The following is a 13059-nucleotide window of genomic DNA, read 5'->3' as shown; positions in this document are numbered from 1 at the left end:
AGAGGTTCCACCTACTCCTGCAACAGCAATGCCTGCTGCTTGAGCCTGCGTTTTTGCGCAAACGGCAAGCTCTCATCATCCCCATACGGCGCGCTATACCAGTTGCCGTAGCTCGGGTTGGGCAGCAGGAACCAACGCTGGCCTAGCCAATTCACATAGGGTTCGACGGCCTTGCGTTGTGCATCCAGGGTGTTGTGTTCGGCTTGCACGAAATCTCCCAGCGAGTCACCGGCCAACAACAGCACGCGGGCATGGCTGGCGACCCACTGGCGGCGGCACTGCTTGCCGTAGCCCGCGCTTTCGCAGTGGCCGGTGGGGGTGCTGGCCGCCAGGATCTGTTCGTCGCTCTCAATCGGAAAGCCGCGCAAACGCAGGTTTTTGGCGGTGGCCGCGACCTGGCTGTGTTCGCGGTTGGTGAGGTAGTACACCTTGACACCTTTTTGTCTGGCCGCTTGCAGGAACGCCACGGAACCTGGCAGCGCCTGGGCCTTGGCCTGCTCGACCCAGGTATTCCAGCGATCGTAGGAATAGACCTGATTGTTGATGATGTCGCGAGCGTTGAGGGGCACGTTGTCCAACAGCGTTTCGTCGATGTCCACCACCACGGCCGGGGGCAAGCCGGCCAGGTTGCGTGGGGCAAAGGGCAGGGCGTCCCAGCTCGGGTCGGCCAGGGCGACATCCAGTTGGCGGGTGGCGTTGGCGAAGAGCTGGCGGTAGATCAGCTCGTGCTCGATGGACGTCTGGGTCCAGAGCACTGCATCGAGTTGGTCGTTGGCCGGGGGTGTTTGCTGGCAGCCTGCCAGAGCGGTGGTCAACAGGCAGACACTGGCGAATAACAAGTTACGCATGAGCAAGTCTCGCAGAGGGTAGGCGCGTGGTCAGCACAGTAGCGCAATTACCCGCACAATCAAGGCGTGCACACCAGTGACTGGCGCTCATAGTTCAGCGCCTTGTTCTGCGGTGGTAACGCATAGGTGGCACGACAATGCTGCTCACCCCACTTGATGATCAGCGTGCCCTGATCCTCTTCCACCAGTGCCAAGGCATTGCCATTCGGATCGGCAATCGCCAACTGCTTGCCATTGGCGTCTTCCAGTGAGGCACCAAACGACAGCGGTTGATGCTGGGCATCAAACAACTCAAACAATACGCGACGCCCGCTAGTGCCACTGTAATGCGCCACCACGATGGCGCCACGGCGCGGCACCAGTTGCTGGGTGGCGTTGGTGATTTCCACGTCGCCTCCCAGATCGCGAGTGTCCAGGCTGATCCAGTTGACCCGGTAGGGTTGCGCAGTGGGCACCACGGCATAGCCGTTGTACCCGGTCTCCACCCCGCTGTAGCTGCTGATCTTGGCACCAGAGACGCCTGGTACTTCGGCCAGGGCGAAGGTCTCGCTGACCGTCTGCCCCAGGTTGACGCCACCCGCATGAGCCACCACCGAGCCTGCGAGGTTGAAGTTCTGTGAGTTGTAGCCCTGGCCCTGGCTGTAACCGAGGCTGACATCTGCCACGGCGGTGCGACTGTTGACGTTCACCGAGCCTGAGTCGCCGCTGGTGTCACTGTGGCCGGCCTGCACCGAATAGAAAGTGTCGCTGGTATCGGCCACGTAGCCATTGATGCCCGCTTGGGTGGTGGTATCGCCACGTTGGTGGCTGGTGGTGACAAACGCCCGTGGCGCGCGGGCCTGGCTGCCCAGCGGGAAAGACACCGACAGGTTCACCTGCGTGTCGCTGCTCGGCTCGCCCCAGGTGACGATCTGCTTGGTGCGCGTCACGCCAAGGTTGTAGCTCAGGTCGCCCCAGTTGCCGGTGTAGCCCGCGGAAAAGCTCTGGGAGCCGCCCCGATTCCAGTAGCGTTGGTCGCTGGCGTTCACATACAGGCTGCCGAATTCGCTGTTGCGTCCGATGCTCTGGTTGATGGTCAGGTCGGTGCGGGTTTTCGAGTGGCCGGTGCGTACGCGCAGGTCTTCGCTGCTGTCTTCCACATGGTCGGTGAGGGTGCGATAGCCCTCGGTGGAGTAGCGATAGGCGGCCAGGGTGAAGTTGGTATCGGTGCCGGCAAAGGTCTTGGCGTACAAGGCGCGTACGCTGCTGCCCTGGGAGGTTCGCCCCTGGGCCTTGCTGGACGAATGGGTGGTATCCAGGGAGAACGCACCGAACGAGGTGTTCCGCCCGGCACCGATCGACAGCGCGCTGTAGTCCTCACTGGCTTGCACACCGACAATCCCACTGAGGTTGCTGGTCAAGCCGTAGGCCAGCGTACCGCTGAGAAAGCGCGGGGAGGCCAGGCCATCGGCATTGCTTTTGAACGTGCCCGCCGAGACGCTGTATTTCACCTGGCCTTCGCGCACCATGATCGGCAGGCTGGAGAACGCCTGCATCGTCACCCGGCGCGTGCCGTCGGCTTCAATCACGGTGATTTGCAGGTCACCGTTGGAGCCGCTGGGGTAGATATCGTTGATCTCGAACGGGCCTGGCGCGACGTTGGCGGTGTAGAGGATGTAGTCGTTCTGGCGGATTTCCACCGTCGCGTTGGTCTGCGCCACCCCACGGATTACGGGGGCATAGCCGCGCTCGCTGTCGGCGCGCATGCCATCATCAGAGGCGAGCTTGACCCCGCGATAGCGCACGCTGTCGAACAGGTCAGTGTCGGAGAAAATCTCACCGGCGCTGAACTGGCCCTTGATCGCGGTGACGTCATGCTGCAAGTAAGTGCGGTTGCTGGTGAAGGTGTTCGAGCGATCGGTGCCGCCGCTCAGGTTCGACTCGTTGCGCAGGCGCCAGGCCCCCAGGTTGATGCCGTTGCGCAGGCCCAGGTTATTGGCAATGCGGGTTTTATAGTCGCCGGCGGTGCGGCTGCTGTTGAGCTGGTAGTTGATGAAAGCGGCGGGCACACCGTCGTCCCACAACTGTGGGTCGACATACCCGCGCAAGCCACGCTGCATCGCCACCTGCGGGATACTTGCGAGCAGGCGCAGACGGCTGCTGTCGTAGCGCACGCTGGCGTCTTCGATCATGTCGGCAAGGGCGTAGCAGTCCTGCGGCTGCTGCGGGTCAAGTTTGCCCTCGGCCTGCAAACGGTGCAGGTCGATACCCAGTTGCTTGAGCAGGTCGAGGGTCAGGCAGGCTTCTACACGACCGTTTTTCGGGTTGCGCTTGAAATCGATATCGCGTCGGCCCACCAGCATTTCGTTGCTGTACAGGTCGACGCGGTAATTGCCCGGCAGCACGCTGTTGGCCGAGAGCAATTGCTGCAAGTCCACCGGCGACTGCGAGCCTTGCAGGAAGGTGGTGTTGAAGGTTTGCGCAGCGTCATCGGCCATGGTCAGACTGGGCAAGCTGGCAGCAATCGCCAGCGACAGCGTCTTCAACTTCAATACGCCACGTGCGGGCCTGTTGCTGGAAAGAAAAGACATGCGAAGACCTATGACATCCCTGATTGACGGACAGTCGGGCACGCAAACACGCACGCGAAGTGAGCTTGTGAGTTAGCGAAAGTGCTTAGGGGTTAAGTCGCGATTCAGTCGCATACGCCGGTAGCGCAGTGCCGCTAGACAGTGGCGCGCTGTAGTGATTCTGCGCGCCGTAATCATTGATGCTGGAAAACGACAACCGCACCGGCCCGCTGGCAACTGGAGCACTGAGCGCAAACTGTTTTTGTTCGCCGGGCGCAATCATGGTGGAGTCGCTGGCCACTACCGCCTGCACTTTGATGTCGGCCATGGACACGTGGTACAGCGTCGGGTTTTTCACCTGCAACAGGGTTTGGCTGCCGTGTTTGGCCAGCGTCCATTCAAGCTGTGCAGGGGCTTGCAGCGCGCTGCCGGTAAGACCGGCAGGGCGGTAAAAAATCTTGATGCGTTGGCGGATGGCCAACTGCAAGGTGTTCTCGGATTCGCTGGCTTGGGGGATTTCCTGCACATTGAGCCACACCACCGACTCGCGGTCCGTGGGCATGCCGGTGCCCTCATACAGAATGCGCAGCAGTTGTTGTTCCTTGGCGAATACCCGGGCCAGTGGCGGGGTGACGGCAAACGGTGCACGGCTGGCGCTGGCGTCGTTCATGTCGACCCAGGATTGAATCAATACATCCTGGTTACCGTTACGCACGGTGATGTTGGCTTCCTTGTGGTCACCGTCAAACACGATACGGGTGGCATTCAATGAAATGCTGGCGGCGGCCTGGGTAGCCATGAGCAAGCCCAGCAGCCCCAGACATGCGGCGATAGAACGAGGCGGCATGAGGGTTATCCGGTGTAATCAGAAGACAATGGCGAGGCCGCAAGGCCTCGCGCGTTCGGTGCCCGGGGCGCCGAATTATTCGTATTGCAGGATGAACGGCAGGGTGGCGTCACCGCGACCGGCGGTCGACGAACCCGCCGCTGCGGTAGTGACGTAGGCGGCCGCGAAGCTCAGGGTGGCGTCGCCGCCTTCAGTACCTGCACCGTGCATGGTGCTTTCAATGCGTGCGGTGCTTGGCGAGCTGAGGTCAATCAGACTGCCCTTGCTGTCCAGCAGGGCAATACCGACGTTTTGTGCAGTGGCCGAACCCGGGTTCAGGGCCAGTACTTTTTTGCCGGTGACCAGGCCGGAACCGCCGTTGTTGGCGTCAAAGATCATGGCGACCTTGGTGCCCTGGTTGCAGTTGACGTTCAGGTTGAAGTCTTTGGCGGTCACACGACCTGCGGTTGGGTTTTCCGCGGTGCCCATGTCCTTGATCGAAACGTTGCCCATGTCCACCGAAATGGTGCGGTCGGAGTTGGCGCCGTCCACCGAGCACGCGTCGTTGTTGATCACGCCGGTGAAGGTGATTTTGCCGCTGCCGCCCAGGGTTGGCGCTGCTGCTTCACCTTCGGCGAATGCACTGCCGGAGGCCGCGATAATAGCCGAGGCGATAACAGCCAGGGAAAACTTCTTCATGATGATGTCCGTAAGGTTTAGTTGGAAAAAAGTGCTGTTGTTGAACTGCGAGCAAAGAGTAGGCGACGAGGCGGTAGGAGCGAATAAGACGATTCTTATAAGCGCTGGGGCGGGCAGGTTATTTGCACGGTTGCAGCAGTGAAGAGCCAGAAAACAAATGGCGAAGCCATTGTCCAGAAATGGCTTGCAAGTTATGCGTTAGTTGAAGATGTTACGTTCCAGGCAATAAGCAAGAAGGTCCTGGTCGCTGCTCACTTCAAGTTTGCGCATGGCCGATACTTTTTGTGCGCTGATGGTCTTTGAACTTCGGTTCTGGCGGCGCGCAATGTCACTCACGCTCATGCCGGAAATAAACAGGCGCAGGATCTCGAACTCTTTGGGTGACAAACTTGTAAAGCGCTCGTCAATTGCCGTGAGGGTCTCTATCACCGAGGTCTTTGGCGGCTCCAGGCTGCGATAGTCGCTGTCTTGGGCGATCGCCTTGAGTGCCAGTTGAATCTCGGTATGCAACTGGCTTTTCTGGATGATGCCGACCACGCCCAGCTCTTGCAGGCGGGTGAGAATCAGGTGATTGGAGATCATGGTCAGGATGAGGATCTGTACCTGCGGGAAGTGCCGTTTGAGGTACTCCACCAGCTTCAGGCCATCGCCATAAGGCGAGTCGCCCGGCATGTTGTAGTCGGTAATCACGATGTCAGCGCCTTGATGCTGCAACAGCTCGATCAGGCCGGCCGAACACACGGCCTCGCCGACGACTTGAAAGCGCATGTCACGCTCTACCAGTTCGCGAACGCCAAGCAACACGATCGGGTGATCGTCCGCGATTACCACGTTGAATTTTTTCATAAAGGGCCGTCCGTAGTGCCAGTTCAAGTGAGTGAAGAGTGCCCGAGCTGGAGAGTCTCCAGAACGGCCGACAGACGCTGCATCACAGTCTTCACCTTGAGCTCAAGCGTTGTGTCGAGGCTGCCGCGGTTAAGTGCGCTTTCCAGTTCGATGCAGGCCTGGGCCAGGCTGAGCGCCTGCACTGCGCCCAGAGCGCCGGCGATCGAGTGCAGCAATTGGCCGAGGCCATGAGCATCACGCTGGACCAGGGCCGCGCCGATGCGCTGCATATCCTGCTGCACGCTGCTGATGAACAGCGGGCGCATCTTGTCCGACAGTTGCACGCGATCGTCGAATACTTGGGCGTCAGGCTCAACCGGCGACTTGACTTTGCACAGTTTGATCAACTGATCGCGCAGGGTTTGCAGGCTCAAGGGCTTGACGATCCAGGCGTTCATGCCCACTGCCAGGCAACGTACGCCTTCCTCGCGCATTGCATTGGCGGTCACGCCGATAATCGGCAAGTGTGGATCATGCTCACGCAAGGTTCTGGCCAGCTCATAGCCATTCATCAACGGCATGTTCACGTCGGTCAGCACCAGGTCGAAGGCCTTCGGTTGCCATAACTGCAACGCCTGTTCACCGTTGGCGGCCAGGCTCACCGAGCAACCGAGCGCCTCCAGCTGTTCCTTGATAATCGCCTGGTTGACCGGGTTGTCCTCGGCCACCAGGATGCGCAGCTCTAGCCGCCCGGCGCTTTGTGGCCGGGTCGCTGTGGGTTGCTCGTGCCTGCCGTGCTGCGCCAGTGATACGGTGGCGGCGATGGTGCGTATGTCGTGCATATCCACCACCCAGCCTTGGGCTGTGTGCAGCGGCGGGCTGTGTGCACCGGGCAGGCAGAGCACACGTTGGCCGGGCCATGGCTTAGGGGGATCGCCGGGTAACAGTTCTACCAGTACCGCGTGGTGACTGTCTTTGTCCTGGGTGGTCGCGGCCAGGGCGGCGGTGATTCCCAAGCGGTTGAGCCAGTCACTCATTGCCTGCGCCAGTTCGCGTACCGGTGCCTGCACATACACCGGCGTCGAGCTGGGCTCGATCAGCGGCAGGTTGGTCAGTGCACCACAACACAGTGGCAAGCGTATTTTCAGGGTAAAGCTGCTGCCCAGCCCGGGCTCGCTGACCACGCGGATTTCGCCGTCCATCATCTGCGCCAGCCACCGGCAAATCGGCAGGCCAAGCCCGGTGCCGCCTTCGCTGGCGGTGTCCGGTGCCTGGTAGAACAGATCGAAGAGCTTGGCCTGCTGCGCCTCGGCAATGCCAACGCCGGAATCGGTGACTTGCCATTCCAGGTCGACATTATTGGCGTCGCTGCCCACCACCCTGGCACGAATCACCACGCACCCAAAGTCGGTGAACTTGATGGCGTTGCTCACCAGGTTATTGAGGACCTGGCGGATGCGCATCGGATCGCCCATCAGGCAGTTCGGCAACTGCGGGTCGATGCAACTGTAAAGCTGCAACCCCTTGCGCCGGGCGAAGGCGGCGTAGGTGTGCAAGGTATCTTCGAGCATGTCCAGCGGGCAGAAATCCACGGCTTCTATCGCCATTTGCCCAGACTCGATCTTCGAGACATCCAACACATCACTGATCAGTTGGAACAGTGTGGCGGACGAACGCTGGATGGTGTGCAGGTACGTTTTCTGGTGCGGGTCGAGGTCGGTCAGGCCGAGCAATTCGAGGGTGCCGAGCACGCCATAAAGCGGCGTGCGGATCTCATGGCTCATGGTTGCCAGGAACAGCGTCTTGGCCTCGCTGGCCGCATCGGCGGCATGACGTGCCTCTTCCAGGGCCTGGGCGTCTTCGATGTGCCGGGTGATATCGTTGAATGCATACAGGCGTACGTCTTGAGCCTGATAGCGGGTCGACACAAAGCCGATCTGCAGGTGCCGGCCTTCGATCTCCAAGTGCGTCTCACCGCTCTCGGCGCCATCGTGCTTACCGGCCATTGCCTCCACCAGGCGTGAGGTGCCCGGCCATTGCTGGGCGCGCTGGTTCTCGATCAATACCCTGCCATCGCTGCGTCGCACAACGCATAACCCAGTGGGTGCGGTGTCGATTATCACGCGGCTGAACGCCACGCTTTCGGCGATGCGTTCGTGGGCCAGTTGTGCTGGGGTGATCACCTGGCGTCGATACCATCGGCTGCCAGCCCAACCCAGTGTAATCAGGCTGAACAGCACCAACGCCATGGTGCTCAACGGCCACAATGCGGAGTGAAAGAAGTGCGAGTAGTTCAGGCCATAGACCGCGCTCCAGGGCTGGTCGCCGGCCTCGGTGACCTTGAATTCAAAGCCGTCGGCCGTGAAATGCACACCATCGCTGAGCTGCGCCTGGTTGGCTGGCCCAATCAACCGGTTACCGTCAGGGCCAATCAGGGTAAAGCGATCAAACGCCGAGTGATTCAGCGCGCGCTGTACATCGTCGACCTGCGACACGTCGAGCAGGGTGCCGATCACGGCCTGGCCCTGGGCGTCGAGTGGCAGGCCGATGTAGGCCAGCAAATGTTCGGGTTCGGGGCCGGCCTGCCAATACACCCGATTCTGCTCCAGTGGCTGCGGCGCCTGTGCAAGGATTTGCTGCACGGCGTTGACCCGGGCCACCGGGTTGTCGGTATCCTCGGGGCTTTCCCGGTGCTGATAGCCCACGGACGGAATGGTGATGGCGTAGTCGGCCTGGCGATTGAGCAGGAAGGTTTGCGGCGCCTCGTACGGCGAGGAGGACCAGAAGGCGCTGTAGTAGCTGGTCAAGTGCGCACCCAGGGCAAAAATCGGCGGCCTCGCGGCGGTGCTGATCTGCTGTTCATCGAACTTGACGCTGAAGGGCACCGAAAACGAATACTTCTGGCCCTCGTACAGCGTGCGACGGTTGTCGACCATGCGGCTTTTGAGGCTGACCTGCACGTTGGTGGCGTGCAGCAGTTCGGCCTGGATGCCGGGGTGTGTCAGGCTCTTGAGGTAGGTTTGCTGTTCTGCGAGGTTTTCCATCAGCCGCGCAAAGTGAAAGCGCATCGCGCTGTAGCGAATTTCGACGCCCCGGTGCAGAGACCAGTAATTGGTCAGCATCAGCAGCAACGCGATTCCCATCAACACCATCAAGCCTTTGTTCAGGCGCAATGAGCTGCGGGTAAAGGCTTCGAGAATCGCGTTATTGTGCTTCATCAGGGGTTTCCGCAGGCGCAGGATAAATCGGCACTGGATGGAGCTTACTCCTTATGATCGTGGCCGCCAGCTAGTGAGATGTCGCGGGGCCATCATTGTTCAGTAGCTGCTGAAATTGGTCCGAAGACACTGCGTGAGAGATCAGGAACCCCTGCACCTGATTGCAGTCGATTTTGCGCAGCAGCGCCAATTGCTGCGGGGTCTCCACGCCCTCGGCAACCACCGTCAGACCCAACTTGCGGCCCAGCGCGATAATGCTCGCCAATGCCTGGGCGATGCCTTCGTTGTCGTGGCTGCCCTGCACCAGCGCCTGGTCGATCTTCAGTTCGGTAAATGGCGTGGACACCAGATTGAGGTAGGAGCTGTAGCCCTTGCCGAAATCATCCTGGGACAAACCGAACCCCTTGATCCGCAATCGGCAGGCGCCGGCGTAGAAATTGCTGATGTCCTGCGGCACCGAACATTCCATCAACTCGAAGCAGATCATTCCCGGGATACCATCGTGGTGCAGCACGAACTCCAGCAAACGGTCTGCCAGGTCATGGCTGTTGAGCAAGTGGGTCGGCAGGTTGATCGACACTGGAATTTCATAGCCGCGCTGGCGCCAGTGTTCCTGGGCGTGGATCGCTTGCTTGAGCACCAGCCACAACAGCCGCTCCTCCAGTTCGAACGCCTTGATTGCCGGCAGGAACGCGGCAGGCAGCATCACGCCTTGTTCGGGGTGCATCCAGCGCACCAGGGCTTCGGCAGCGACGATACGGCCGTTGGCCAGGGATTTTTTCGGCTGGAACCAGGCCTGGAACTGGCCGCTGCTCATGGCCTGCACCAGCGTGTGACGGTCGATGTCCATGTGCTCGGGCAGTTCGGGGGTAGGCGTGCGCACCCTGTTCCTGAGTTGGTTGACCAGGGTGCGCAAGGCCTCGGCGTTCACGGGCTTGGAAATCAGGCCAAGCACTTCCACATCGAGGTTTTTCGCCACCAGGCTGGCCGCCATCAGCATGCGCCTCGACGCCGCACTCATGATTGCCAGCGCCGGCTTGCAGCGCAGGCTGGCCAGGCACTGGATAAACTGCACGCCGTCCATGCCGGGCATCAGCAGGTCGGTCAGTACCAGGTCGAAGTCCCGCTGGCGCAGGCGCTCCAGCGCTTCTTTGCCATCCTCGGCGGTTTCGAGCAGGAAGTCTCCCAACTCGCTGAGCAAGTTCTGCAGGTAGATATGCTGCAGGGGATGGTCCTCGACAATCAGAATACTAAGGGGCTTCATGGGTGATCCGTGCATAAGGCGCCAGGGAGTTGAATAGAGCCCGCAACGCAAAGGGTTTGACCAGGCAATGGTTCATGCCGGCGGCCAGGCACAGGTCGGCCTCGCCGCGCATGGCGTTGGCGGTGGCCCCGATAATCGGCAACGTGCAGCCCTGGCGCCGCAGTTCACGCGCCAGTTCATAGCCGTTGATATGGGGCATGTTCACATCCGTCAACACCACGTCGAAGTTGCCGGCGGTGTGGAGCTGCAACGCTTGCTGACCGTCGGCCGCCAGCTCCACGGTGCAGCCGAGTTCTTCCAGTTGATCACGCAAAATCAGCTGGTTGATGATGTTGTCCTCGGCCACCAGCAGGTGCAGGTTGAGTTTGTTCAGATCCCGCCGGTGCGTTTGCTCATCGGCACGGGCCACCCATAGCCCTTGCGCCTGGCTCACGGCCTGATGAATAGCCCCCAGGTGGTTGAGGTTGACGTGCCAGGCGCCGGCGTCGGCTTCTACGCCGGGGCAGGCGTTGCTGCTCACGTGAATCACCGGCCCGGGCCACTCGGGCACCAGCAACGGGTCGACACTGCCGGGGTGCACTTGCAACAGCAGATGTGTGTCCGCCAGCGTCGGCAAGCCGGCCTGGGCCCTCGCACCCCAACGGCGCAACCAGCCGGCGACGGCGTTTGCCAGTTCCGGGATCGGCGAGGCCACGTAAATGGTCTCGGCCAGCAACGGTGTCATCGGTGGAACAGATGCTTCTTCCAACGGCAGGATCAGGCTGAAACTGCTGCCCAGGCCGAGTTCGCTGACCATGCGGATATTGCCGTTCATCAACTCCGTCAGACGCTGGCAGATAGGCAGGCCCAGGCCGGTGCCGGCGACCACATTGGTATTGCCCTCACTCTGGTAAAACGGCTCGAAGATCATCGCCTGGTCTTCCTGGGCGATACCTTTGCCGGTGTCCGAGACTTGCCACAACAGACTGGAGCGTTCTCCGTCGCGGCCCAGCACCTTGACCCGCAGCACCACGCGCCCATAGTCGGTAAATTTCACCGCGTTGTTGAGCAGGTTATTGAGAATCTGGCGGATGCGCGTTACGTCGCCGATCAGACGTTCCGGCAGCTTGGGATCAAAGCAGGCATACAACTGCAGGCCCTTGGCGTGGGCCGCTGCGGCGTAGCCCTGGATGATTTCATGCACAAGGTCCAGCGCAGAGAACTCGCCCATCTCCAGTGCCAACTGCCCGGCCTCGATCTTCGATACGTCCAGCACATCGCAGATCAGTTGCAGCAAGGTCGACGATGAGCCTTCGATCGCCTGCAAGTAGTCCTTTTGTTGTGCATCCAGTTGCGTGCGCGCCAGTAGTTCCAGGGTGCCGAGCACGCCATACAGCGGTGTACGGATTTCATGGCTCATGGTCGCCAGGAACAGGGTTTTTGCCGCGTTGGCTGCGTCCGCCGATTGCCGCGCCTCTTCCAGCGCCGCCTCGACCTGCTTGCGCGCACTGATGTCACTGAAGGCGCAAAACAGCACGTCTTCGCCTTTGTAGCGGGTGGGTGCACTGCTCAGGTACAGGTGACGGCCATCGATGGTTTCAAAGTAGTCACTGCGCTCGGAAGGTCCGTTGGCAAAGGCTTGCTCGATCCAGCCGGCGCGCAGCGCCTCGCGCTCCGGCCCGTTACCCAGCCATTGCTGGGCCAGGGCGTTTTCCAGTACCACCTGGCCGTCGGTGCGGCGCAGCACGCAGAGGGCCACAGGAGCGGTCTGGATCACATCGCGGCCGAAGGCTTCGCTTTCGATCAGCGCCTGGATGCGATGGATCGACGGAATGATAAAACGCTGGTCGACGCGGCGCATCACCAGCCCGATCAGCGTCAGGCTGAACAGGCAGAGCAACAACGAACCGAGCAGCTGTTTCCACAGGCCAGTGACCACTGCACGCAGGTCGATGGAGTACATCAACTGCCACTCAGAGGACTTCAGGTGTTTGCGAATCACCAGGTGGTCGGGTAGCCAGCCGTTGCCGACAAAACCGAAAAAACTGTCTTCGCCGGGCCTCAGCTGTTGCTGGCTCAACTGTGTATCGGTGCTGTTGGTGAACACCAGCATGCCCTGGGAATTGAGCATCATGAACTCGCCGGCGCTCTGGTCGCTGAGTGTCGAGGAGACTTCACGGCTATCCATCTCCAGGCCGAGCCAGCCGGAGTCGGGGTCGCGTTCGTCCAGGCGGATGAAGATGTACAGGTGCGAGTGCTGTTCAGTCCTGTCGCTCAGCCAAAGTTCGTTAAGTGTGGCCGGGTCGGTGTGCTGCAGGGCCTTGAGGCGGTTGAGCATGCATTTGGAAATCGGCAATACCTGCGCGGTGGCGTCGTAAAGGCGCATCACTTGCGGGTTGGGGCCGGCGTTGACATAGAGTAGGTTCAGCTGTTTGGCCTTCAGGTAGTCGCGCATGCGTGCGGTCAGCCAGATGCTCCACTGGTTGCCCGATGTGTCGCCCAATTCCAGGTGCTGTTCTTCGGCCGAGGATGGATAGACCCTGGACTGCTTGCGCACTGCCGACAGGCTCAGGCTTTCGAGCAGGGCTTGGCGGTTGGTGAAAAAGGTATGGGCTTCGGCAATGGCGCTGCTCATGTAGCCGCGGCGCTGGGAGATGTCGTTGTTGAAGGTCGACAGCAAAAAGGTATAGACCCCGCTGAGGATGCCTACCAGCAGCACGCTCGCAAAAATACGAAGCAGCCTTCTGGCTGCTTCGGGTCGGGAGAGGACGGGGTTGATCTGGAGCAGATAACTTTTCAATCGCATCGGCAGACTTTACGTCTGGGCCTTTGCCGGTGGCATAAGACGATC

General features: G+C 60.7%; 8 protein-coding genes. All 8 read right to left on the bottom strand.

Going from position 1 to position 13059, the window contains the following annotated elements; genetic code table 11:
- Positions 1-11: 11 nt before the first annotated feature.
- The 8 genes from BT204_RS07695 to BT204_RS07660 all read right to left on the bottom strand — a co-directional run bounded on the left by BT204_RS07695 (position 12) and on the right by BT204_RS07660 (position 13014).
- Positions 12-848 carry a 5'-nucleotidase, lipoprotein e(P4) family gene (locus tag BT204_RS07695; RefSeq protein ID WP_072446226.1) on the bottom strand — a complete coding sequence of 279 codons (837 nt, stop codon included), beginning with the start codon at positions 846-848 and terminating at the stop codon, positions 12-14.
- 59 nt (positions 849-907) lie between these two features.
- The gene (locus BT204_RS07690) at positions 908-3418 is read right to left on the bottom strand and encodes a fimbria/pilus outer membrane usher protein (RefSeq protein ID WP_054898359.1); all 2511 of its coding nucleotides are present in this window, start codon (positions 3416-3418) and stop codon (positions 908-910) included.
- A gap of 85 nt (positions 3419-3503) precedes the next feature.
- Complete coding sequence (locus BT204_RS07685) at positions 3504-4244, bottom strand: fimbrial biogenesis chaperone (RefSeq protein WP_014719105.1); 741 nt, start codon at positions 4242-4244, stop codon at positions 3504-3506.
- 75 nt (positions 4245-4319) lie between these two features.
- Positions 4320-4922 (bottom strand): fimbrial protein, encoded by a 603-nt coding sequence (locus BT204_RS07680; protein WP_014719104.1) that lies wholly within the window; start codon positions 4920-4922, stop codon positions 4320-4322.
- A 198-nt stretch (positions 4923-5120) separates the two neighbouring features.
- Positions 5121-5768: a response regulator gene (locus BT204_RS07675; RefSeq protein WP_054898360.1), complete on the bottom strand. Its 648-nt coding sequence runs from the start codon at positions 5766-5768 to the stop codon at positions 5121-5123.
- 23 nt (positions 5769-5791) lie between these two features.
- The gene (locus tag BT204_RS07670; RefSeq protein WP_072446223.1) at positions 5792-8965 is read right to left on the bottom strand and encodes a hybrid sensor histidine kinase/response regulator; all 3174 of its coding nucleotides are present in this window, start codon (positions 8963-8965) and stop codon (positions 5792-5794) included.
- A gap of 70 nt (positions 8966-9035) precedes the next feature.
- Positions 9036-10229, bottom strand: a complete 1194-nt coding sequence (locus BT204_RS07665) for a response regulator cyclic di-GMP phosphodiesterase PvrR (protein ID WP_003192443.1) — start codon at positions 10227-10229, stop codon at positions 9036-9038.
- A complete protein-coding gene (locus BT204_RS07660; protein ID WP_054898362.1) occupies positions 10216-13014 on the bottom strand; it encodes an ATP-binding protein in 2799 nt (932 codons plus the stop codon). Before BT204_RS07660 ends, BT204_RS07665 begins: the two co-directional genes overlap by 14 nt.
- Between the last annotated feature and the right edge of the window lie 45 nt (positions 13015-13059).

The organism is Pseudomonas sp. NFPP02 (assembly GCF_900119355.1).
GTDB classification, from domain to species: domain Bacteria; phylum Pseudomonadota; class Gammaproteobacteria; order Pseudomonadales; family Pseudomonadaceae; genus Aquipseudomonas; species Aquipseudomonas paracarnis.
The sequence above is the reverse complement of the archived record's forward strand: the minus strand, read 5'-3'. Positions and strand labels throughout refer to the sequence as shown.

Coding starts and splice junctions, on each gene's coding strand:
- BT204_RS07695 (WP_072446226.1), bottom strand. CDS start 848: ATGCGTAACTTGTTATTCGCCAGTGTCTGCCTGTTGACCACCGCTCTG.
- BT204_RS07690 (WP_054898359.1), bottom strand. CDS start 3,418: ATGTCTTTTCTTTCCAGCAACAGGCCCGCACGTGGCGTATTGAAGTTG.
- BT204_RS07685 (WP_014719105.1), bottom strand. CDS start 4,244: ATGCCGCCTCGTTCTATCGCCGCATGTCTGGGGCTGCTGGGCTTGCTC.
- BT204_RS07680 (WP_014719104.1), bottom strand. CDS start 4,922: ATGAAGAAGTTTTCCCTGGCTGTTATCGCCTCGGCTATTATCGCGGCC.
- BT204_RS07675 (WP_054898360.1), bottom strand. CDS start 5,768: ATGAAAAAATTCAACGTGGTAATCGCGGACGATCACCCGATCGTGTTG.
- BT204_RS07670 (WP_072446223.1), bottom strand. CDS start 8,965: ATGAAGCACAATAACGCGATTCTCGAAGCCTTTACCCGCAGCTCATTG.
- BT204_RS07665 (WP_003192443.1), bottom strand. CDS start 10,229: ATGAAGCCCCTTAGTATTCTGATTGTCGAGGACCATCCCCTGCAGCAT.
- BT204_RS07660 (WP_054898362.1), bottom strand. CDS start 13,014: ATGCGATTGAAAAGTTATCTGCTCCAGATCAACCCCGTCCTCTCCCGA.